22 protein-coding genes and 1 tRNA gene are annotated in these 22422 nt (G+C 66.0%); 14 read left to right on the top strand and 9 right to left on the bottom strand.

Annotated features, from left to right (window positions below; translation table 11 throughout):
* Positions 1 to 10: 10 nt before the first annotated feature.
* A complete protein-coding gene (locus tag JN302_RS08355; RefSeq protein ID WP_244846250.1) occupies positions 11 to 2398 on the bottom strand; it encodes a NosR/NirI family protein in 2388 nt (795 codons plus the stop codon).
* 138 nt (positions 2399 to 2536) lie between these two features.
* On the opposite strand from JN302_RS08355, the gene JN302_RS08360 reads away from it, so the two are divergent.
* The gene (locus JN302_RS08360) at positions 2537 to 3388 is read left to right on the top strand and encodes a ferritin family protein (protein ID WP_202332569.1); all 852 of its coding nucleotides are present in this window, start codon (positions 2537 to 2539) and stop codon (positions 3386 to 3388) included.
* Positions 3389 to 3714: 326 nt separating this feature from the next.
* The gene (locus tag JN302_RS08365; protein WP_202332570.1) at positions 3715 to 4146 is read left to right on the top strand and encodes a hypothetical protein; all 432 of its coding nucleotides are present in this window, start codon (positions 3715 to 3717) and stop codon (positions 4144 to 4146) included.
* A 55-nt stretch (positions 4147 to 4201) separates the two neighbouring features.
* Here the strand turns inward: JN302_RS08365 and JN302_RS39905 are convergent, their stop codons facing one another.
* Positions 4202 to 4879, bottom strand: coding sequence for a GIY-YIG nuclease family protein (locus JN302_RS39905; RefSeq protein ID WP_446720717.1), 678 nt, complete (start codon positions 4877 to 4879; stop codon positions 4202 to 4204).
* Between JN302_RS39905 and JN302_RS08375 the strand changes: the two genes are divergently transcribed.
* Positions 4870 to 5091, top strand: coding sequence for an antitoxin MazE family protein (locus JN302_RS08375; RefSeq protein ID WP_244846251.1), 222 nt, complete (start codon positions 4870 to 4872; stop codon positions 5089 to 5091). The two genes, JN302_RS39905 and JN302_RS08375, sit on opposite strands and share 10 nt — an antisense overlap.
* Positions 5088 to 5453, top strand: coding sequence for a type II toxin-antitoxin system PemK/MazF family toxin (locus JN302_RS08380; RefSeq protein ID WP_202332573.1), 366 nt, complete (start codon positions 5088 to 5090; stop codon positions 5451 to 5453). Before JN302_RS08375 ends, JN302_RS08380 begins: the two co-directional genes overlap by 4 nt.
* A gap of 510 nt (positions 5454 to 5963) precedes the next feature.
* Here JN302_RS08380 and JN302_RS08385 read toward each other — a convergent pair.
* Positions 5964 to 6053: transfer RNA gene (locus tag JN302_RS08385), tRNA-Ser, on the bottom strand.
* A 251-nt stretch (positions 6054 to 6304) separates the two neighbouring features.
* Here JN302_RS08385 and rplU point away from each other — a divergent pair.
* The 4 genes from rplU to JN302_RS08405 all read left to right on the top strand — a co-directional run bounded on the left by rplU (position 6305) and on the right by JN302_RS08405 (position 8470).
* Positions 6305 to 6745, top strand: coding sequence for a 50S ribosomal protein L21 (gene rplU, locus JN302_RS08390; RefSeq protein WP_202332574.1), 441 nt, complete (start codon positions 6305 to 6307; stop codon positions 6743 to 6745).
* A gap of 24 nt (positions 6746 to 6769) precedes the next feature.
* Positions 6770 to 7039 carry a 50S ribosomal protein L27 gene (gene rpmA / locus JN302_RS08395; protein WP_202311192.1) on the top strand — a complete coding sequence of 90 codons (270 nt, stop codon included), beginning with the start codon at positions 6770 to 6772 and terminating at the stop codon, positions 7037 to 7039.
* Positions 7040 to 7156: 117 nt separating this feature from the next.
* Positions 7157 to 7702: a GNAT family N-acetyltransferase gene (locus JN302_RS08400; protein WP_202332575.1), complete on the top strand. Its 546-nt coding sequence runs from the start codon at positions 7157 to 7159 to the stop codon at positions 7700 to 7702.
* A gap of 177 nt (positions 7703 to 7879) precedes the next feature.
* The gene (locus JN302_RS08405) at positions 7880 to 8470 is read left to right on the top strand and encodes a GNAT family N-acetyltransferase (RefSeq protein WP_202311194.1); all 591 of its coding nucleotides are present in this window, start codon (positions 7880 to 7882) and stop codon (positions 8468 to 8470) included.
* 108 nt (positions 8471 to 8578) lie between these two features.
* On the opposite strand, the gene JN302_RS08410 is transcribed toward JN302_RS08405, so the two are convergent.
* Positions 8579 to 9433 carry an endonuclease/exonuclease/phosphatase family protein gene (locus JN302_RS08410; RefSeq protein ID WP_202332576.1) on the bottom strand — a complete coding sequence of 285 codons (855 nt, stop codon included), beginning with the start codon at positions 9431 to 9433 and terminating at the stop codon, positions 8579 to 8581.
* Between the two features lie 279 nt (positions 9434 to 9712).
* On the opposite strand from JN302_RS08410, the gene obgE reads away from it, so the two are divergent.
* From obgE to JN302_RS08430, 4 genes are all read left to right on the top strand, one after another.
* Complete coding sequence (gene obgE / locus JN302_RS08415; protein WP_202311196.1) at positions 9713 to 10747, top strand: GTPase ObgE; 1035 nt, start codon at positions 9713 to 9715, stop codon at positions 10745 to 10747.
* A 241-nt stretch (positions 10748 to 10988) separates the two neighbouring features.
* A complete protein-coding gene (gene proB / locus JN302_RS08420; protein WP_202332577.1) occupies positions 10989 to 12131 on the top strand; it encodes a glutamate 5-kinase in 1143 nt (380 codons plus the stop codon).
* Between the two features lie 3 nt (positions 12132 to 12134).
* A complete protein-coding gene (locus JN302_RS08425; RefSeq protein ID WP_202332578.1) occupies positions 12135 to 13412 on the top strand; it encodes a glutamate-5-semialdehyde dehydrogenase in 1278 nt (425 codons plus the stop codon).
* Positions 13413 to 13926: 514 nt separating this feature from the next.
* On the top strand, positions 13927 to 14526 hold the full coding sequence (locus JN302_RS08430) for a nicotinate-nucleotide adenylyltransferase (RefSeq protein ID WP_202311200.1): 600 nt from the start codon (positions 13927 to 13929) through the stop codon (positions 14524 to 14526).
* 40 nt (positions 14527 to 14566) lie between these two features.
* Here JN302_RS08430 and JN302_RS08435 read toward each other — a convergent pair whose 3' ends face one another.
* From JN302_RS08435 to JN302_RS08455, 5 genes are all read right to left on the bottom strand, one after another.
* Entirely contained in the window at positions 14567 to 16495 is a 1929-nt protein-coding gene (locus JN302_RS08435) for a methyl-accepting chemotaxis protein (RefSeq protein ID WP_202332579.1), read from the bottom strand.
* A 249-nt stretch (positions 16496 to 16744) separates the two neighbouring features.
* The gene (locus JN302_RS08440) at positions 16745 to 18751 is read right to left on the bottom strand and encodes a methyl-accepting chemotaxis protein (protein WP_202332580.1); all 2007 of its coding nucleotides are present in this window, start codon (positions 18749 to 18751) and stop codon (positions 16745 to 16747) included.
* A gap of 381 nt (positions 18752 to 19132) precedes the next feature.
* Entirely contained in the window at positions 19133 to 19495 is a 363-nt protein-coding gene (locus JN302_RS08445) for a response regulator (protein ID WP_202332581.1), read from the bottom strand.
* Between the two features lie 53 nt (positions 19496 to 19548).
* Entirely contained in the window at positions 19549 to 20091 is a 543-nt protein-coding gene (gene hpt, locus JN302_RS08450; protein WP_202311205.1) for a hypoxanthine phosphoribosyltransferase, read from the bottom strand.
* Between the two features lie 108 nt (positions 20092 to 20199).
* On the bottom strand, positions 20200 to 20559 hold the full coding sequence (locus JN302_RS08455; protein ID WP_202332582.1) for a hypothetical protein: 360 nt from the start codon (positions 20557 to 20559) through the stop codon (positions 20200 to 20202).
* A gap of 184 nt (positions 20560 to 20743) precedes the next feature.
* Here JN302_RS08455 and ftsE point away from each other — a divergent pair, with 184 nt between their 5' ends.
* Both ftsE and JN302_RS08465 read left to right on the top strand, forming a co-directional pair.
* Complete coding sequence (ftsE, locus tag JN302_RS08460; protein ID WP_202311207.1) at positions 20744 to 21403, top strand: cell division ATP-binding protein FtsE; 660 nt, start codon at positions 20744 to 20746, stop codon at positions 21401 to 21403.
* A complete protein-coding gene (locus JN302_RS08465) occupies positions 21396 to 22379 on the top strand; it encodes a cell division protein FtsX (RefSeq protein ID WP_202311208.1) in 984 nt (327 codons plus the stop codon). The genes ftsE and JN302_RS08465 overlap by 8 nt, the downstream gene beginning before the upstream one ends.
* Positions 22380 to 22422: the final 43 nt, after the last annotated feature.

Below are 22422 nucleotides of genomic sequence, written 5' to 3' on the forward strand. Positions count from 1 at the left end.
GATTGGCCTGTCAGCCTGTTGCTTCGGTGTCTTTGTTCGGGGCCGTGGTCGCTGTCGCAACCGTGGTCGCTGTTGCAACCGTGGTCGCTGTCGCGGCCGTGATCGGCACGCCCTTGTGCGTGATGACCGGCGGGCGTGCGGGTCCCTTGCCCGGGGCACGTGTGGCCGGCGCCTTTGTCACAGGCGAGGACAGCGCCTGGAACTTCTCCCGCTTCAGCCGCACCTGGATCATGTGCGGGCAGCGATGATCGTCGTGATAAAGTTCCTGGCAGTGCATGCAGTAGATGCACTCGTTGACGTTGATCTGCCCTTCGGGATGGATTGCCGCGACGGGGCACTCCTTGGCGCAGCGCTGGCAGGGCGAGCCGCATTCGGGATAGCGCTTGAGCCATTCGAACATGCGGATGCGGCCGGGGATGGCGAGGGCGGCGCCCAGCGGGCACAGATAGCGGCAATAGAAGCGCTCGATGAAGAGCCCGGCTGCCAGCAGCGTCAGCGCGAAGATCAGGAAAGGCCATTCGCGGCCGAATTTCAGGATGATCGCCGTCTTGAACGGCTCTACCTCCGCATAGGTTTCGGCCAGGGCGACGGAGTAGAACGACAGGCCGAAGAGGCCGAGGAAGATGATGTATTTGACCGGCCACAGCCGCTCATGCAGGCCGAAGGGCAGCTTGACCTGCGGGACCTTGAGCCATTGCGCCAGGTTGTTGGTCAGCTCCTGCAGCGCGCCGAACGGGCAGAGCCAGCCGCAGAACGGACCCCTGCCCCAGAACAGCAGGCCGGCCGCCACCGCCGCCCACAGGATGAAGATCAGCGGGGCGGAGAGGAAGAACTCCCAGTTGAAGCCCGTGATCAGCGAATTGGTGAAGGTCAGCACGTTGACCACGGAAAGCTGGGCATTGGCGTACCAGCCGAGCCAGACCAGCGTGAACAGCAGGTAGCCCCGCCGCACCCATGCGAACAGGCGCGGCCTGCGCACCAGCCAGTTCTGGAAGAAGAAGATGGCGGTGAGCACGAGCAGCGCAACGACGGTGATGCCGATCTCGACCGTGTTGAGCTTCCATATCTTCACCCACAATGGGTCGCTATCCGTGAAGCCCTGCTCCGACGGCTCGTTCGCCGCGTCGGGTTGGGGAACTGCCTGCGACACCTCTGCCGGGATCGCCTTCAGGTAGCGCGCCGGCAGTGCGTAGCCGAGATTGAAGGGCAGCGTGGCCTTGTCGCGCGCGCCGTAGCTGCGCTGGACGAGCAGCTGCAGATCCCACGGCTCGGAAAGATCGAGCGCAAATTCTTCCGGCACCTGGAACAGCGCGATCTCGCGCAGGCGCGGCGCGCCCTCGGCCGCGAGATCGCCGAGGCGCGTATGGTTGCGGTCACGGAAGCGGACGCCCTGCCCGTCCTGGAGCAGCTCGATGCGGTCGAAGATGCCGCCGCGGACATAACCCGAGCCCTTGAAGGAGTAGGCGCCGTCTCCGGCGACCAGGATCGCCTGCCGGCCCGGCTTGAGTGATTTCAGCAACCTCTCATAGGCGGCATCGCCCAGCAGGCTGCGGCCGATGGTGGGCACGCTGACCGGCGCGACATAGAGTTCGATGAAAGGGTCGTCGGGATTGCCTGTCTCCGGCCGTGCGGCCGCCTTGGCAAGGCCTGCGTCGGCAAAGGCCCTGGTCACCTCGCCGACGGTTAGCCGAAGGCTGCGCACCGAACCGTCGCCGACCAGTGTGTTCCAGTCGCGGACATCAGACACGGCCATGTCGACGGTGCGAGCGGCGACCGCGGGGGTGGGCGTAGCGGCCGCGTCGGTGCCTCCCAGGCGCCCGCTGCGGATCAGCCGCACGGCCGAGCGTACCACGCTGTCGCCCATCACCAGGACCGTCACCGTCGCGCCGCTGACGATGTCCACCTGCGGAGGCTGCTCCTTGCCGGAGGCCACGCGTCCGAGATCCTTGCCGATCAGCGAGTTCAGCCCCGCAACGACCTTTTCCTGCGGAATGCCGATGAGAACGATCGGCTCCTTGTGCTCGACCAGCTTGATGCCGCGGATGACGCCCTGCGGATCGATGCCGACAAGGATGTGGATCGGCTTGCCGGAATAACCGACGGCACTTGTGTAGTCCGTATTGAGATAGGCGTGGCCGACCGTCCTGCCCGCGGACAGCAGCGGCGCCAATGGCGGGCTTCCCGCGATCTCGCCATAGGCTTCCGCACCCTGGATCAGCTCGTCCGGCCTGACATTCGCGAGGAAATCCTGCAGGCTTCCGGCGGCGTGGCCCGGCACCGTCCAGACCGCGAGACATGCAAGCGCCGCAAGAAGGCGCAGGCAGGCGGCAAGCGTTTCCGCAATGATGCGGAAGGCACCACTCGCTCCGGTCCGCCGTATTGAAATGCGCGCGGGCATCTGCACCTTTCTCCAGGCCATTCGAATGCGGCCTGCCGCGCAACATGTCGCCGGTTTCGGCCCGCACTTCTTTGATCGAGCGCAAACAAGTCCGGTGAAGGTGCCTGTACTGTCGCCATGAACCGGAGGAGCGATCCGATGCCGCGTCTGAAATCCGAACCGTCGAGGCCCATCCGTTCGATGGAGGAGCTTCTGGCCGTTGCCATGGCGATGGAGAAGGACTCCGCCGACCGCTATGCCGGCCTTGCCGGACGCATGCGCGCCGCCGGCCGCCCGGAACTGGCCGATGTCTTCGAGCAACTGGTTGCCGAGGAGACCGGCCACATGGATATGGTGGCCGCCTGGTCGAAACAGATCGGCCTTCGGCCCGAGGTCCTCCACGCCGGCCCCGCGCCGGAGGGCGTCTTCGACGACGAAGGCATCGGCCTTGTCTCACCCGAACTGGTGGAGGCCTACCGTTCGCTCGCCATTGCCGTGCGCAACGAGGAGCGCGCCTTCGCCTTCTGGTCCTATGTCGCCGCGCAGAATGCGTCGCCGGAGATCCGGCAGGCCGCGGAACGGATGGCGCGCGAGGAACTGGAACATGCCAAGACGCTCAGGCGCGCGCGGCGAAAGGCCTTCTTCGCAGGCCGCCATGCAGGCGCGACGGTTCGCGAACCCCATGACCTGGCAGAACTGGAGCTCGAGGTCTGCCGGAAACTGGAGCAGCGCGCCGACGAGCACCAGGGAGCAAGCGACTATCGCGCTCTCGCCCTCGAGGCGCGCAAGCTTTCGCTCGACCTCGCATCGGATCCGCTCCAGGATCCCGCGCCCGTCGGCTTGCCGCCGCCGCGCTCATTGGATGCGCTCTGCGAATGGCTGGTCGACTTCTACATCGAGGCCGGCGAGACGTTGCCTTCGCAGGCCGCCCGGGAGCGGGCGCAAGCCCTCGCGACGACCGCCGTCAGGCGCCTCGCAACCGTCCGTCACCTCGAAGAAGGGCGCGAGTGATCCAAGGCGACGCTGCCGATGCCGCTGGTGACCACGCCCGCCAGGCCATTGGTGGGGTAGCCACGCGCCCCGCGTGGATGGCGTGAGACCGCCGACCTCCCGCAGGAAGGCTCCGGATTATCTCTTGTGCGGCCTTGATCCTGGTCAAGGCGCCAACAGCTCCCCGGATTACGCTGCGAACCAGCCGTTCATACCGCGGGCCAGAAAGCAGGGACGAACAGCTGGCGCGTCGGCGCCGATTTGGGGTTCGTCGCGGCGATCACCCAAAGGGAGGGCATGGGGCGGTCGGTTTTGAGCGTTGCTCGAGCAGTTGGAAGGAGAAACCAATGCAGGGCTTTGCAGCATTTTTCCAGGCCGTGCGCGACACATGGCATCGTTATTCATGCCCCGAAAATGATCGAAGTGGCCCTGGCAGACGCGGGCCGGTTGCGAGGAAAACGCCGGATGATCTCGGCGCCTGGAGAAGCGAGTTCCGGCTGCCAGCGGGAAATGGTGGGTCGGAGCTGCGCTTGTACCGCATGATGGAGGCATTCCGCGTCAATGGCGGTGAGCTGGAGCAAGACTATCCAAGGATGCTGCGCGACGCCGAGATCGCCTGCATGCGATGCCGTTCGAAGAGACGCTGCTTCCGCGAGCTGGAGGCAGGGACTGCTGCGAAAAACGCGGAGCACTTCTGCCCCAACGCCGACCTTCTCATGATCTTTGCCGACGAGCGGAACGACCCGCTGTGCGGCCCGGCCGGAGGGCGGCGGCAATAACCTTGAACGGCCCTACTGGTCGAGCGCGCGACCGGCTCGCTCGTGAAGCTCGACATCACCACCCCGGACGGCCGGGCGTTCGGGCCTGATGAGACGGTGATCCTGAGGGTGCCGGAGGGGGAGTAGGCTCACCCCGGCTCATGCCGGCCAATAGATCCGCTTGAGAGGCAGAAGCTGCTGTGTCTCGATGTCCAGCCGGTCGTAGTTTTCTATGCCGCGAGCGGCATGCCCGGAAGGGGCGCTTCATCGAAAGGTTGGCCCTCCTTCGCTGAAGCTTCGGAGGGCATGCTGCTTCGAATGAGAGCTGTGTGCCAAATCCTGCGTAGCGCGTCAGCGCGAAGCAGGATGGCCTACCACAGGCGCCTGCTTGCGAGGCATGACCCGAACCGGATTTGAGATATCGTTCGAAGGCGATCGCCTTGGCCTGATCCGCGAAAGCGATGTAGGTCGTCAGGCGCCATGGCTTGAATTTCGAGGTGTGAAGGGACTTGCCGGCATTGTGCTCTTCGAGGCGTCGCCTCAGATCGGTGGTCAGCCCGACATAGCGTTGGCCTTGCACCGAGAGGCTCTCGATAAGGTAGACGTAGTGCATGGGATAAGCCCTCCTTCGCTGAGGCTTCGGAGGGCATCCTGCTTCGAATGGGAGCTGTGTGCCAAATCCTGCGTAGCGCCCTCCTTCGCTAAATGCTAGGTTACATGTAACTGAAATTGCGGAGGCCGGTAGTGTCGGCATCGAAGTCCAAGCCTGTTCGGGAGAAGGTGCGCGAACATCGCGAGCGGCTGCGCGCACAGGGGCTGCGTCCAATCCAGATCTGGGTGCCGGACGTGCGTTCACCTTCCTTCCGGACGCAAGCTCATCGCCAGTCGCAGGCTGTCGCTGCCAGCGCTTACGCGCGCGAAGATCAAGCCTTCATCGACGCCGTGTCCGACTGGGGCGATGAATGAGGCGCGGTGAGGTCTGGACCGTCACCGGGGGCAGGAACTATGCGGGCAAGCCACGCCCTGCCGTCATCGTGCAGGACGACAGTTTCGACGCCACCGACTCCATCACGCTCTGCGCCTTTACCACCGACCCGACCGAAGCACCGCTGTTCCGCCTCGTCGTGGAGCCGAACGAGCGCAACGGCCTGCGCTCCACCTGCCGCCTGATGGTGGACAAGATCACCACTGTCCCCAAGGCCAGGCTGGGCGCTCAGGTCGGGCGGCTCGATCACGAGGACATGGTGCGCCTCAATCAGGCCATGACCGTGTTTCTCGGCATGGCCGTGACACCAAGGGCCCGAAAGGGGAAGCAGGCTGACGTTTGAGGCTTCATCCCGTCCGGCCCTCCTTCGCTGAAGCTTCGGAGGGCATCCTGCTTCGAATGAGAGCTGTGTGCCAAATCCTGCGAAGCGCGCCCCTTCGGTAAGGCTTCGGAGGGCGCATCAACGGGGGCGCCAAATCCTGCGAAGCGTGCAGCGCGAAGCAGGATGAGGCTCTCGATAAGATAGACGCCCTCCTTCGCTGAAGCTTCGGAGGGCATCCTGCTTCGAATGGGAGCTGTTTGCCAAATCCTGCGAAGCGCGCAGCGCGAAGCAGGATGAAGGCTGATGCCAATCCTGCTATCGAAAAGCCCTCCTTCGCTGAAGCTTCGGAGGGCATCCTGCTTCGAATGAGAGCTGTGTGCCAAATCCTACGAAGCGCGCAGCGCGAAGCAGGAGAAGGCTGATGCCAATCCTGCTATCGATAAGCCCTCCTTCGCTGAAGCTTCGGAGGGCATCCTGCTTCGAATGAGAGCTGTGTGCCAAATCCTGCGAAGCGCGCAGCGCGAAGCAGGATGGCGGAGAGGGGGGGATTCGAACCCCCGATACCCTTGCGAGTATGCCGCATTTCGAGTGCGGTGCATTCAACCACTCTGCCACCTCTCCGCGGGGCGTGGTCCGCCGTTGCCGGCGCGGCGCACTAGATAACGGGTGGGCGCACGCACCGCAAGGCCCCATCGAAGCGATTTTCGAGCCTTTGCCTTGACTTGGCGTCATCGGCGCGTTAGGGACAGCCAGCATCCGGCGTGGGGTCTCTCCGCGCCGGATGTCGTTTGAACCCGCAACAGACTGACAAAAAGACGGCCGGACCGCTTCATGCGGACCACAAAGGCCGACCGAACAGCGAAAGGCAAGAAATGTTCGCAGTCATCAAAACGGGCGGCAAGCAGTATCGCGTCGCCGCCAACGACCTGCTCAAGGTCGAGAAGGTCGCCGGCAATGCCGGTGACATCGTGGAATTCGTCGAAGTCCTCGCCGTCGGCGAAGGCGACAATGTCGAGATCGGCGCGCCCTTCGTGGCCGGCGCCGTCGTCACGGCCGAAGTCGTCGAGCAGGGCAAGGCGCGCACGGTGATCGCGTTCAAGAAGCGCCGTCGCCAGAATTCGCGCCGCGCCCGTGGCAACCGCCAACTGCACACCGCGGTCCGGATATCGGAGATCCTGACCGGCGGGGCCAAGCCTTCCAAGGCGGCCGCGGCGAAGAAGGAAGACGTGGCCGAGGCTTCCGCCGAGGCCGAGAATAAGCCCGCCAGGAAGGCCGCGCCGAAAAAGGCTGCAGCCGCGGCGGAATCAGAGTAAGAACGGGACTGAAGGAGAACACCGATGGCACATAAGAAAGCTGGCGGTTCGTCGCGCAACGGTCGCGATTCCGAGTCCAAGCGTCTTGGCGTGAAGAAGTTCGGCGGCGAGAAGGTGCTCGCCGGCAACATCCTCGTGCGTCAACGTGGCACCAAGTGGCATCCCGGCACCAATGTCGGCCTTGGCAAGGACCATACGCTTTTTGCACTCGAAGCCGGCGCGGTGGCCTTCCGTAAGAAAGCCAACGGCCGAACCTACGTGTCGGTAAACCCGATTACTGAAGCAGCGGAGTAGCCGGTCCCGCACCACAACACCGGCGCCCATCTCGGGAACCGGTGTCCGGCAGAATCCGGAAAAGGATCAGGGGAGATGGGCAACCATCTCCCCTTTTTCGCATCTGGAGGACGGCCAATGCATATTCTGGTTACGAGGCGGCTGACGCTGAGACCGCCGATCGCGTTCGATGCCGAGGACATCGCGCTGTGGCTTTCCAACCGGGCCGTTGCGCGCATGCTGGCCCGCGTGCCTTTCCCCTACGCCCAGGCCGACGCCGAGGAGTGGATCGCCGGCCTCGCCGACGATCCGGACGCGATGGTCTACACCATCCACCGCCAGCGGCTGATCGGCATCGTCTCCATCGAGGGCGCCGGGCCGGAGCCGGAACTCGGCTACTGGCTTGCCGAACCCTGGCACGGCCGCGGCTTCGTCAGCGAGGCCGCCCGCGCGCTGATCGGCCATGCCTTCGCCACGCGCGACATCGCAGCCGTCAGGTCCTCGGCCTTCGTCGACAATCCGGCCTCGCAGCGGGTCCAGCAGAAGCTGGGCTTCAGCGTCTGCGGCGGCGGCAATGCCTGGTCGGTCCCGCGCAACGAGATGGTCGCGATCGTCAAGACCCGGCTGACGCGCGCCGCCTTCGAAGGCAATGCGCATGTCCGGCCGGCGGCCCATGCAGCCTGACGCGTCAGCAGAACTGTACCAACGGTCGACCATTCGACCGTTGGAGCGCGCGACTGCGTGGCCCACGCCCGTTGGCGCGAAAGCCAAGCGGCCCGGATGGGCCGCGCCGGCGACTGAGGCCGCCTGGATGCGACTGCATCCAGGCCCATTGATGGTACGCAAATCGAGGAGATTGCGATGATCAAGGAAACGGACGACGATTTCGAGGGCGAAAGTACCACCATAGATTGCCCGGTTCTGGTCACCGAGCGCCTGGTGCTGCGGCCGCCGCACGACCACGACATCCAGGAACTGGCCGAGCTCGCCGGCAACCGGCGCGTCGCGGAGATGCTGTCGCGCATGCCCCATCCCTATGGCGAGGCCGAAGCGCGGGCCTTCATCGCCATGTCCCGGCAGAGGAAGGCCGGCTGCGTCTATGCCGTGACGCTCGCCGACACCGGCGCCTTCGTCGGCTGCGCCGGCCTCAACGCCACCGAGCGCGGGCTCGAGATCGGATACTGGATCGGCGAACCCTACTGGAAGCGCGGCTATGCGACGGAAGCCGCGCATGCCCTGGTCGACCTCGCTTTCCGCGCGACCAACATCGCGGAACTGCACGTCTCATGCCGCGTCATCAATCCCGCCTCGCGGCGCGTCATCCACAAATGCGGCTTCCAGTATGCCGGCCAGGGCATGCTCAACTCGCTGGTGGCCGGCCAGGTGCCGGTCGAACGCTATCGGCTGGATCGGAAGACGTGGGTGAGTTTGAGGAGTTGGGGGAAATTGTAGAAGGAGCGAATAGCGAGTAGCCAGTAGCGAATAGGGAAAGAGGCTGGCACCGGATATGGGCCGCAGACCTTTCTTCCCCTATTCGCTATTGGCTATTCGCTACTCGCTCTATCCCATCTCCACCCACACCGGAAAATGATCCGAACCCTGTGCTTCCGCGTCGATCCAGGAACGGCTGATGCGGTGGGCGAGGTCGGCCGAGACGAAGCAGTAGTCGAGGCGGCCGCGGCGCTCCGGCCTTTGCGTGTCGATCCAGCTCACTTCGCCGTTTGGGCCCTCGATACGGGAGGCGTCGACGGGGTGATGGGCCACGATGCGCCGGCCCTCGGCATAGTCGGCCTCGCCCGCCATCAGCCCATATTCCGGTGAATCCGGCGTCATGTTGAAATCGCCGAGCAGCACGAAATCCTCGGGATGCGGCAGCTCTTCTTCGCCATATTCGGCGGCACCAGTGATCGCGCCTCCTTCCATCGGATAGGCGAAGATCCGTTTCTTGAGATCGGCGATCTGGAGCATCCGCTCCTCGTGATTGATATGGTCGAGATGCACGTCATAGATCCTGAGGGGCCCGAGCGGCGTGACGATCAGCGCCTCCAGTGCCGCGCGCTGGAAGTTGGCGCGGTCGAAACTGCGGCTGCGGGGCAGGAGAAGATTGCGCGTGGCGAGGATCGGCCAGCGGCTGAGGACCATGTTGCCGAACTGCCGGCGGCGCGTCACAGCGCGTCCGTCGACGATCGACGAACCGCCGTCGATTTCCATGGCCGCGGCGAATGCGGCGAAATGGCCGGGCAGGCGGTCTTTCATCAACGCGACGAGATCGGCGCCGCCATTCTGGGCGAGCCCGCGCGACACCTCCTGCAGGGCGATGATGTCGGCATCCGCCACGCTTGCCGCGATCCGGTCGGGGTCGAAGACGCCGTCGCGGCCCATGCCGTATTGGATATTGTAGCTCACCAGCTTCATATGCTTCTCCCGCACTTGCGTTCCGATAATGTTGCCGCCGGGTACTTCGCGGCAACCTGTCGCCTGCGACTTTCTTCGGGGCAAACGGTCGCAATCCAGGAGCGTCCTTTGGAGGCGCCAAGGGCATTCAGCCACCCGGGCACCATGTCGCTCGAGGATCGATCCCGCCTTCGGGCCGATGCCCTGGCGCTGCCGCGCGAAGCATTGTCGGCAAGACAGTTCAATCCGGCGCGGAAATAGTCTAGAGCAGGGGCCGTTTCACGGCAGATTGACCAGAAGATGAAGTTCCTCGATCAGGCAAAAGTCTACATCCGCTCCGGCGACGGGGGCGCCGGCTCGGTGTCGTTCCGCCGCGAGAAATTCATCGAGTTCGGCGGGCCGGACGGTGGCGACGGTGGTCGTGGCGGCGACGTCTGGGCCGAGGCTGTCGATGGGCTCAACACACTGATCGACTATCGCTACCAGCAGCATTTCCGGGCCAAGACCGGCGTGCACGGCATGGGCCGCAACCGGACCGGCGCCAAGGGTGCGGACGTCACGCTCAAAGTGCCGGCCGGCACGCAGATCTACGAGGAAGACAACGAGACGCTGATCTGCGACCTCACCGAGGTCGGACAGCGTTTCCGCCTCGCGGCCGGCGGCAATGGCGGCTTCGGCAACCAGCATTTCAAGACGTCGACCAACCAGGCGCCGCGCCGCGCCAATCCCGGCCTGCCGGGCGACGAGCGCACGATCTGGCTTCGCCTGAAGCTCATCGCCGATGCCGGCCTGGTCGGTTTGCCCAACGCCGGCAAGTCGACCTTTCTGGCGGCGGTGACGGCGGCCAAGCCGAAGATCGCCGACTATCCCTTCACGACGCTGCATCCCGGCCTCGGCGTGGCGCGCATCGACGCGCGCGAATTCGTGCTCGCCGACATTCCCGGCCTGATCGAGGGCGCGCATGAGGGCGTGGGCATCGGCGACCGCTTCCTCGGCCATGTCGAGCGCACACGCGTGCTGCTGCACCTCGTTTCCGCCCAGGAGGAAAATCCCGGGAAAGCCTACAAGACAGTGCGCGGCGAACTCGAAGCCTATGGCCACGGACTGGCCGAGAAACCGGAGATCGTCGCGCTTTGCCAGATCGACACGCTCGACGCCGCCACCCGCAAGAAGAAGGTCGCGGCGCTGAAGCGCGCGGCCGGCCGCGCGCCCTTCCTGCTGTCGGCCGTCACCGGCGAGGGTGTCGAAGCGGTGCTGCGCACGCTGGCGGGCGAGATCCACGGAGCCAGGGAGGCCGAAGCGCCGGCCGAACCGGACGCGCGGTGGGCAAGGTAGGCAATGAAATGATGATGGCGCTCCACGTTGCCCCCCTCTGTCCTGCCGGACATCTCCCCCACAAGGGGGGAGATCGGCCGGCCGCTTGCCTTTCGCCAATCTGCGACGCTGCAGAACGGACGCCTTCGCCGATGACAGCCGATCTCCCCCCTTGTGGGGGAGATGTCCGGCAGGACAGAGGGGGGCAACGTAGGGTGCGAACTTTCGAGTGTTTCTGCGACGACAATACTGGACTGCACTCATGACGCAGTCGCTCCAGAACTACCGCCGCATCACGGTCAAGATCGGCTCGGCCCTGCTGGTCGACCGCTCTACCGGACTCAAGCGCGAGTGGCTGGCCTCGCTGGTCGACGATGTGGAGGCGCTCACATCAGCCGGGGCGGATGTGCTTGTCGTCTCCTCGGGCGCTATCGCGCTCGGCCGCACCATTCTTGGCCTCGGCAAGCGGGCGCTGAAGCTCGAGGAGAGCCAGGCCGCCGCCGCCGTCGGACAGATCGCACTTGCCGGAGCGTGGTCGGACGAACTCGGGCGCAAGGGGCTGAAATCGGGCCAGGTCCTGGTGACCCTCGGCGACACGGAAGAGCGGCGCCGCTATCTCAACGCACGCGCCACGATATCGACGCTCCTGAAAATGCGCGCCGTTCCCGTCATCAACGAGAACGACACGGTGGCGACGACAGAGATCCGCTACGGCGACAACGACCGGCTCGCCGCCCGCGTCGCCACGATGATGGGCGCGGACCTCCTGGTGCTGCTTTCCGACATAGACGGGCTCTATACGGCGCCGCCGGCGCTCGACCCCTCGGCGGCGTTCATCCCCGTCGTCGACCGCATCACGCCCGAGATCGAGGCCATGGCCGGCGGCGCGGCGTCCGAACTGTCGCGCGGCGGCATGCGCACCAAGCTCGACGCCGGCAAGATCGCGACCACGGCCGGCACGGCCATGGTCATCACGCTGGGCAGCCGGCTGAACCCGCTGTCGGCGATCGACCGCGGCGAGCGCGCCACTTTCTTCCGGCCGAGCGCCAGTCCGGTCAAGGGCTACAAGACCTGGATCGCCGGACAGCTCGAACCGGCCGGGCGGCTGGTGGTCGATGCCGGCGCGGTGGGTGCGCTGCTGTCGGGCAAGTCGCTGCTGCCGGCCGGCGTGAAGCAGGTTGCCGGCAGCTTCTCGCGAGGCGATACGGTCGCCATTCTCGGCCCGGAAGGCCGCGAGATCGCGCGCGGGCTGGTTGCCTATGATGCGGCGGATGCCGTAAGGATCGCAGGATTGAAGACCGCCGAGATCGCGACAGTGCTCGGCTACGAAGCGCGGTCGGCAATGGTGCACCGCGACGACCTGGTCGTCAGCCGGCCGGCCGAGCCGATGCGGGTGGAGGGATAGGCCATGCTCGACAAGCACGCCGCGGACGTCGTTCAACTGATGGCCGGGATCGGCCGCGCTGCGCGCGCCGCCGCGCGACCGCTGGCGATCGCCCCGACATCGGCCAAGAATGCGGCCCTCGACGCCATGGCCGATGCGATCCTGCGCAACGAAGCGGCGATCCTGGAAGCCAATGCCATCGACATGACGAACGGCGTTGAGGCGGGTCTCGCCGGCTCCTTCCTCGACCGGCTGAAGCTTACGCCTGCCCGCATCCGCGACATGGCCGAAGGCATCCGCGCCATCGCCGCGCTGGAGGATCCGGTCGGCCGGGTCATAGTCGCCTGGCAGCGGCCGAATGGGCTCGAGATCGAGCGCGTGCGCACCCCGCTCGGCGTGATCGGGGTGATCTACGAGAGCCGTCCGAACGTGACGGCCGATGCCGGCGCGCTCTGCCTCAAGGCCGGCAACGCGGTCATCCTGCGCGGCGGCTCGGATTCGGCCAATTCCTCGGCCGCGATCCATGCCTGCCTCGTCGAAGGCTTGAAGGCGGCGGGATTGCCGGAAGCGGCGATCCAACTCGTGCCCGTCACCGATCGCGCCGCCGTCGGCGAGATGCTGAAGGGCCTCGACGGCAATCTCGACGTCATCGTGCCGCGCGGCGGCAAGAGCCTCGTCGGCCGGGTGCAGACCGAGGCGAGGGTGCCCGTCTTCGCCCATCTCGAAGGCATCTGCCATCTCTACATCGATCGTTCGGCCGAACTCGACATGGCCGTGACGATCGCCGTCAACGCCAAGATGCGCCGCACCGGTATCTGCGGCTCGGCAGAGACGCTGCTGGTCGACCGAGCCGTCGCTGCGACCCATCTCGTGCCGGTGCTCGACGCGCTCGCCGCGGCCGGCTGCGAAATCCGCGGCAGCGAAGAGGTCGTCGCCGCGTTTCCTGCGGCGAAGCCGGCCACGGAGGCGGACTGGCGGACCGAATATCTCGATGCCATCATCTCGGCGAAGCTGGTCGACGGCGTGGCCGGCGCGATCGACCATATCGAGACCTATTCGTCCCACCACACCGAGGCGATCGTCGCGGAGGATCAGGCGGCGGCCGAACGCTTCTTCAACGAGATCGATTCGGCGATCCTTTTGCACAATGCCTCGACGCAGTTCGCCGACGGCGGCGAGTTCGGCATGGGCGCGGAGATCGGCATCGCCACCGGCAAGATGCACGCACGCGGGCCGGTGGGCGTCGAGCAACTGACGTCGTTCAAATATCGCGTGCGCGGGTCGGGGCAGACGCGGCCGTGATCGGTCTTCGTGCGGTCTCTGTTCGAGATCGGCCAGCTTCGCCCACCAAATCATATCCGCGGTCGATGAGATCGACCGTGGGAGCGCGCAACATCGTGGCCCATGCCCGCTGGCGCGAAAGCCCGAGGACAGGCTCGGCGCGGTCGGATGAGACCCACCGCCGGTCACCGGGCGCCATCATGGATGAAAGTGCGGCGTGTCTTCGCACCCCTCTCTGTCCTGCCGGACATCTCCCCCACAAGGGGGGAGATAGGCCGGCCGCTTGGATTTCGCCAATCGTCAACCTCGCAGGACGAGTGCCGTCATCGATGACTGCCGGTCTCCCCCCTTGTGGGGGAGATGTCCGGCAGGACAGAGAGGGGTATCAGGCGAAACCCTATCCGACTGAAATCAAAAGGCTTTCCGCCCTATTTTCATGGCAGGGGCCATTGCCAAAATGTCAGCGCGGTAGGCGCAATCAATTTTGAGCGACGGCGCATCGTCTTTCACCGGGGTCCATGCGCGGTATCTCAAGATGCCGCACGCGCCGCGCGGCCGGGCGGTTGGGTTGTTCGGCGGCTCCTTCAATCCGCCGCATGGCGGCCATGCGCTGGCAGCGGAGATTGCACTGCGTCGCCTCAGGCTCGACCAGCTCTGGTGGATCGTCACCCCCGGCAATCCGCTGAAGAGCAAAAGGGAGCTTGCGCCGCTCGCCGAGCGCATCCGCTGGTCCGAGACGATCGCGCGGGATCCGCGCATCAAGGTCACCGCCTTCGAGGCGGCGCATCATGTCCGCTATACGGCCGACACGCTGGCCCTCGTGAAGGCCCGCAACCCCGGCGTCGATTTCGTGTGGATCATGGGCGCCGACAGCCTGCGCGACTTCCATCGGTGGCAGCGCTGGCGCGACATCGTGATGACCTTCCCGATCGCCGTGATCGACCGGCCGGGCGCGACGCTGTCATTCCTCTCGTCGGTGGTGGCCAAGACTTTCGACTATGCGCGCATCGACGAGCTCGAAGCGCCCCGCCTCGCCCGCGCCAGGGCGCCGGCCTGGACCTTCATCCACGGGCCGAGGTCGTCCCTGTCCTCGACTGCGATAAGGAAGGCGGCCGAAGAGGCCGCCTCCCGCTGATTCGCTGTTCGGCGGTCGACGAGATCGACCGCCGGTGCCATCAGAACTCTTCCCAGCCGTCGGGGTCGGCCTGCGGCGCGAGTGCCGCAGATCCCCTGCCGGTCGAGACCGTCTTCAGCGCGGCGACGGGCCTCGCGGCGGGCTGCATCCTTGCGACCGGCTGAGCCTGTGCGGGGCGCGCCGCGTCGGCGCCAAGCGTGAACTTCGCCACGAGCCGCGACAACTGGCCCGCCTCCTGGGCCAGCGAGTGACTGGCGGCGGTCGACTGTTCCACCATGGCGGCGTTCTGCTGGGTCACCTGGTCCATCTGGTTGATGGCGACGTTCACCTCGCCGAGCGCGGTGGACTGCTCATGCGCGGAGGACGCGATCTCGGCGACCAGCGTGCTCATCTCCGTCACCTGGGCCGCGATATGCTGCAGCACGGTGCCGGTCTGGCCGACGAGGCCGACGCCCTGCTCGACCTGCTGGGTCGAGGTCGAGATCAGCGACTTGATCTCCTTGGCGGCTTCGGCCGAACGCTGCGCGAGCGCCCGGACTTCCGAGGCGACCACGGCGAAACCCTTACCGGCCTCGCCGGCGCGGGCGGCCTCGACGCCGGCATTGAGCGCCAGGAGGTTGGTCTGGAAGGCGATCTCGTCGATGACGCCGATGATCTGCGAGATCTGGTCGGACGACTTCTCGATCTGGGCCATGGCCGATATCGCCTCGCGGACGACCTCACCGGATTTCTCGGCGCCTTCACGCGCCTCGCCGGTGACGCGGGCCGCCTGGCGGGCGCCTTCGGCCGTCTTCCTGACCGTGCCGGTGACCTCGGCGAGGGCGGCCGCGGTCTCCTCGAGGCTTGCCGCCTGCTGCTCGGTACGGCGCGACAGGTCGTCGGCCGCCTGGCTGATCTCGCTGGTGCCGGTGGTCATGGCGCCGACGGCGCCATGGATGGTCGCCATGGTCGCCTGCAGCTCTGCGATCGCGCGGTTGAAGTCGGTCTTGAGCTGCTCGGCCTTCGGCGCGAAGGCCTCGGTGATACGGTAGGAGAGGTCGCCCTCGGCGAGCCGCGACAGGCCGGCGGCCAGGGAGGATATCGCGACGCGGTCTTGTTCCGTCTCGCGCGCCTTCTCCTCCTCGCTGCGGGCGCGATCGGCGTCGGCCCCGGCGCGTGTCTCGACCGCCTCGGCCTCCAGCCGCACCTTGGCGATCTGGGCGTCCTTGAACACCTGGACGGCCCCGGCCATCTGGCCGATCTCGTCGCGGCGTCCGGTCGCCGGCACCTCGGTCGAATGGTCCCCGGTGGCGAGCCTGCCCATGGCCGAAGTCAGGGCGTTGATCGGCTGGGTGACGCTGCGGACCGAAAGGAAGGCGGCCGCCAGGGAAACCAGCACGCCCAGCAGCAGAGCGCCGCCGGAAACCGTGGCATTGCTCCAGAACATGGCCGAAAGATCGTCACTGTAGACACCCGTGCCGACGATCCAGCCCCACGGCGCGAAACCGGCCACGTGGGAATATTTCAGCACCGGCTCCTCGAATCCCGGCTTCGGCCAGTAATAATCGACGAATCCCTTGCCCTGCGCCTTGACGATCGCGACCATCTCGGCGAACAGCGGCTTGCCATGGGCATCCTCCATCGCGGATTGATCGGTGCCGTCCATTTCCGGCTTGATAGGATGCATGATCATCTTCTGGTTCATGTCGTTGATCCAGAAGTAGCCGTTGCCCTGATAGCGCATCGGCTTGATCGCCGCCATAGCGCGCGCCTGCGCCTCTTCGCGACTGATGGTGCCGGCGGCTTCGAGCTTGTGGTAGGCGTCGAAGATGCTCACCGCATTCTCGTTCATCGCGGACAGCATTGCCTTGCGTTCGTCGACGAGGCTGTGATGGGCCTCGAACACATTGAATACTACGACGCACGCTGTTATCGCGAGCGTCAGCGCGACCAGCAAATACAGCCTGGTCGAAATGCGGAAAGATTTCATGGAAGCCCCCTCGAATTCCGATCGATCGGTGTCTGGGGCGTATGGCGAACGGTACCACGACGAGGATCGGAAAGTTCCGACCCGCTTTCTGGTGAATCACGTGGTGCTGTCGGCCTGCCCGCCCAAGGCAACCTTCGCCACCGATCTTGCTTCAGTTCGGTAAAGGTTCAATTAAATGCCGGAGAATTCCGCCCGCTCAAAAAGCGAGCGGCCCGCCTGAAGCGGGCCGCCGGATCCTTTGCAGAATGCTCAGAACTCTTCCCAGCCGTCGGGGTCCGCCTGCGGCGCGAGTGCCGCAGATCCCCTTCCGGTCGAGACAGTCTTCAGCGCGGCGACGGGCTTCGCGGCGGGCTGCATCCTTGCGACCGGCTGAGCCTGTGCGGGGCGCGCCGCGTCGGCGCCAAGCGTGAACTTCGCCACGAGCCGCGACAACTGGCCCGCCTCCTGGGCCAGCGAGTGACTGGCGGCGGTCGACTGTTCCACCATGGCGGCGTTCTGCTGGGTCACCTGGTCCATCTGGTTGATGGCGACGTTCACCTCGCCGAGCGCGGTGGACTGCTCATGCGCGGAGGACGCGATCTCGGCGACCAGCGTGCTCATCTCCGTCACCTGGGCCGCGATATGCTGCAGCACGGTGCCGGTCTGGCCGACGAGGCCGACGCCCTGCTCGACCTGCTGGGTCGAGGTCGAGATCAGCGACTTGATCTCCTTGGCGGCTTCGGCCGAACGCTGCGCGAGCGCCCGGACTTCCGAGGCGACCACGGCGAAACCCTTACCGGCCTCGCCGGCGCGGGCGGCCTCGACGCCGGCATTGAGCGCCAGGAGGTTGGTCTGGAAGGCGATCTCGTCGATGACGCCGATGATCTGCGAGATCTGCTCGGACGACTTCTCGATCTGGGCCATGGCCGATATCGCCTCGCGGACGACTTCGCCGGACTTCTCGGCGCCTTCGCGCGCCTCGCCGGTGACGCGGGCGGCCTGGCGGGCGCCCTCGGCCGTCTTCCTGACCGTGCCGGTGACCTCTGCGAGGGCGGCCGCGGTCTCCTCGAGGCTTGCCGCCTGCTGCTCGGTACGGCGCGACAGGTCGTCGGCGGCCTGGCTGATCTCGCTGGTGCCGGTGGTCATGGCGCCGACGGCGCCATGGATGGTCGCCATGGTCGCCTGCAGCTCTGCGATCGCGCGGTTGAAGTCGGTCTTGAGCTGCTCGGCCTTCGGCGCGAAGGCCTCGGTGATACGGTAGGAGAGGTCGCCCTCGGCGAGCCGCGACAGGCCGGCGGCCAGAGCCGACACCGCGACGCGGTCCTCGGCCGCCTCGCGCGCCTTCTCCGCCTCGCTGCGGGCGCGATCGGCGTCGGCCCCGGCGCGTGTCTCGACCGCCTCGGCCTCCAGCCGCACCTTGGCGATCTGGGCGTCCTTGAACACCTGGACGGCCCCGGCCATCTGGCCGATCTCGTCGCGGCGTCCGGTCGCCGGCACCTCGGTCGCATTGTCGCCGGCAGCCAGGCGGCCCATGGCGGCTGTGAGCGCGTTGATCGGCGCGGCGATCAGGCGGGTGAGAAGCCACCATACGCCGGCTGCGATGAGCAGCGCAGCCACCAGGCCGACATAGAGGGCGACGGAAGCGCGGTCGACCTCGACCTGCTGCTGTACCGAGGACGCCTGGTTGGCCGTCGTCCCCAGTTCGATGACGCTGTCGAGCGCGTCCTCGATGGGCGCGATCAGCGCGTCGGCCGGGCCGTCGGGGCCGACCATCCTGACCGCCTGGTCGCGGGTCATCGGATCCGCTGCCAGCTTCTGCCCGGCGGCGATCACGTCCTTCTGGTAGATCGCCAGCGCTTGCTCCGCCTTGTCGGCGAGCGCAAGGATCTCGGCATCGTCGGCCCGCAAGGTCCGAAGCGCGGCGAGTTCCTTCTTCAGCGTGTTCCCATGCTTCTCGATGCGGCTGACGTAATAGGCGTCGCCCGACAGGAGCAGGCCGCGATAGGAGTTCTCGACCCGCGCCAGCGCCATGCGCGCCAGAAGCGCGGTTCCGGCCGTCGCCTTCGATTCTTCGGCGGCATGCTGCGCCTGGGAGATCGTCGACATGTTCCAGAGCGCCGCGCCGCTCATGGCTCCGATCGTGGCGATGAGTGCGAAGAAGGCGAGTGCCAGCTTTCGCGAGATTTTCAGATTGGTGAGCACAGAACTTCCCCAGCTCATCGTTGCCGGTCGGCCCTCATGGCCGGCCGGAGCCGGTGGTTGCGGGAAGGCCTTCATGGCCGGCCCGATCCGGAATGCCCAAGCGGCTCCGCCCGCGGTCAAGACCGGGGAACCCTCCATGGCGTGACGATGGAACGGGGATCGGTGTTGTCGGTGCGGTCGCCCGAAGCGACGGTCACCGAACACTTGCTTGGTTTCGGTAAAGCTTTGATTAATCGCGCCGCGCCGTGCGGCTCTTATGTGAGATTTGCTTGATAGCCTGAACGCAGCGCTTTTACGGCGTTGCCTTTCAACTGCCATCCGAATTCTATTCTTCGTAGCAATCTCGAAGAGTACAACCTTGCGCGGGAGAGCCCATTCCTGCTGTGATGGAAGCCCGTCTTCGCGGGGCACAAATACCGCCGAGCGGTCAGGTCGAGCGCTGCTGGAGACGCGAACTCAGGCGATGGCGCGGGCGACCCCCTGCCGGATCTCGGCGAGCGAGAAAGGCTTCTGCACCACGTCGAGCACGATCGCCGACAGTTCGGCGGCGCGCTCGCGTTGCTCGGCATAGCCGGTCATGAGCAGGATCTTCAGTCCGGGATAGGCCCCGGCCGCCTTCTTGGCCATTTCGATCCCGTCCATCACGGGCATGCGGATGTCGGAGAGCACGAGATCGTAGCCGCCGGCATGGGCGGTGATTCGGTCGAGCCCGACCTCGCCGTCCTCGGCGGTGTCGACGCTGTGGCCGGCCGCGGCGAGCGCGCGTGCGGTGAAGGAGCGGACGGAGTCGTCGTCCTCGACGATCAGGATTCTTGCCATGGCGGGATATTTCCCGCGAAGTCTTGACGTTTCCTGAACATCGGGGCGATGCGTCAGGCGTCGCCCTTCACCACGCCGACGAACGGCAGTTCGCGGAACGCGTGCGCCACGTCCATGCCGTAACCGACGACGAAATAGTCGGGACATTGGAAGCCGGTGAAATCGGCGTCGAGCTCGGTCTGGCGCCGCGTATATTTGTCGAGCAGCACCGCGATCGACACGCTCCTGGCGCCGCGCGACAGCATCAGCTCGCGCGTGAATTTCAGCGTCTTGCCCGATTCCAGGATGTCGTCGATCAGAAGCACGTCGCGCCCCTGCACTTCATTGTCGATGTCGCGCAGCACCCTGACCTCGCCGCTGGTCGTGCCGGCACCGTAGCTCGAGATGAAGATGAACTCGACCTCGGGCGAAAGCCCGGTGTCGTGCATGGCGCGGATAAGGTCGGCCGCAAAGATGAAGGAGCCTTTGAGGATCGCGATGACCAGAAGGTCGTGGTAGTCGCGCTTCCCTATCTCCTCGGCGAGCTCGAGATTGCGGCGGGCGATCTCGGAGGCGCTGAACAGCACCTCGATTTCCTTGCCTCGTACCACCGGCATCGCGTTCTCCTTGGACCGTGGTCAATCTGGGTCATGTCATTCGCCGGGGACGGATCCGGCCAGACCTGCCGCATAGGCCGTCCGGCCGGACGATGCAATGCGGATTGATCATGGCCGGAACACGGCCGAGGCGAATTCCGCGGGGACGAGCGCGTGGCCGCCCGAGATCCAGAACGCGGCGGCGGCAAGCGTCACGACGCCGAGCAGGAAGAACGGCCCGCCGCCACCGGCCCGTTCGGTTGTCGGCCTGGCGCTGCGCAGCACATCCAAGCCCCGGGACGGCGAAACGGCCGCTTGCCCCGCGGTCGTGGCGCGATCCCCGGTGCGGCCGACGGAGACGACGGGCGCGAACCGGGCATCGATGATATCGGCACTGCGTTCCGGGCGGGCACGCAGGTCGGGCGCGGCGGTACTCGGCGCCGTCATGATTTCGCCCGAAACCGGGCGTGCGTTCCAATGGTCGGCCATATGGCCCGTCATCCTGTTGTCAGGACATGCTCTCATCGGCAGGACGTAGCCCGAAATGGTTAACGTTTCCCGATCGGAAGCTCCCGAGCGGCCCGAAATTAACCAATGGTTAACCATGCGGGCCGATGGTCCAAACATGACCGGGCCGCTTTGCGGCGCCGGGAAACGTCAAGGCTGTAGCAACGTGATCCGCTTCGAGAATGTCGGCCTCAGATACGGAATGGGTCCGGAAATCCTCCGTGACATTTCCTTCCAGATTCCCGAGCGCTCGTTCCAGTTCCTGAGCGGACCGTCGGGCGCCGGCAAGACGACGCTGCTCAGGCTGCTGTTCCTGGCACTGAAGCCGACGCGGGGGCTGATCACGGTCTTCGGCAAGGATCGTTCGCGCATTTCCCGGCAGGATCTGCCGCTGATCCGTCGGCGCATCGGCGTCGTGTTCCAGGATTTCCGGCTGCTCGATCACATGACCACCTATGAGAACGTCTCGCTGCCTCTGCGCGTGCGCGGCCGCGAGGAGGTCAGCTACCGCAACGACGTGGTCGAACTGCTGAGATGGGTAGGTCTCGGCGAACGCATGCATGTGCTGCCCCCCGTGCTTTCCGGCGGCGAGAAACAGCGCGCCGCGATTGCCCGGGCGCTGATCGAGCAGCCGGAGATCCTCCTGGCTGATGAGCCGACAGGCAATGTCGATCCGCCGCTGGCGCGCCGGCTGCTGCGCCTGTTCCTCGAGCTCAACAGGCTGGGAACCGCCGTCGTCATCGCCACCCACGACGTCGGCCTGATGGAGCAGGTCGACGCCCGCCGCATGATCCTTTCCGGCGGGAGGCTCGACATCTATGACTGAACGCGTCGAGATCCCGCAGCAAGCGGAGCTGTCGGTCGCGAATGTACCGCAGCCCCCTCGCCGCAAGGCCGCGCCGATCGTGCCGGAGCACAATGTCGCCGGCCGCGCGCTGGTGCTTGTTATCGCCATCATGACCTTCCTCTCCTGCCTGACGCTCGGCGCGGTGACGCTGGTGCGCGACACGGCGGCGGTGTGGGAGAACCAGATCGCGCGCGAGGCGACGATCCAGATCAAGCCGGCCGACGGGCTCGACATGGACGCCGCACTTCAGGCCGCGGCGCGCATCGCCTCGGGTTTCGCCGGCGTCAAGAGCACCAGCATCGTCGACCGCGCCGCGACCGCTCGTCTCCTGGAGCCGTGGCTCGGTTCCGGCCTCGACATCGATGAATTGCCGGTGCCGCGCCTCGTCATCGTAACGATCGACGAGGACAATCCGCCCGATTTCGCCGCCATGCGGGCGATGCTGGCGCCGGAACTGCCCACCGCGGCGCTCGACGACCACCGCACCTGGGTCGACCGGCTGGTCGCAATGGCGCGCACCACGGTGACGATCGGCATGACGGTGCTGGTGCTGATGCTGGCAGCGACCGTGCTCACGGTGGTGTTCGCCACGCGCGGCGCCATGGCGGGCAACGGCCATATCATCGAGGTCCTGCATTTCGTCGGCGCCGAGGCGGGCTTCATCGCCTCGGAGTTCCGCCGTCACTTCCTGGTCACCGGCATGAAGGGCGCCGCGGCGGGCGGCCTGGCCGCGGTCGTGGTCTTCATCGCCTTTTCCTTCTGGTCGTCGATGAATCTCGCGACGCCGGAGGCGGATCAGGCGACTGCGCTCTTCGGCAATTTCGCCATCGGCGCAGCGGGCTATGCGGGCGTGGCGCTGATCGTTCTGGTCATCGCCGGCCTGACCGCCGCTACCTCGCACTTCACCGTCGTTGCCTATCTGAACCACATGGAGGGCGGCCGACCGGAGACATGACGGCATGTCCCGGAAAGTTGATCACGAATCATGTCAAATTGTA

It is taken from the genome of Mesorhizobium sp. L-8-3 (assembly GCF_016756615.1).
Lineage (GTDB): Bacteria > Pseudomonadota > Alphaproteobacteria > Rhizobiales > Rhizobiaceae.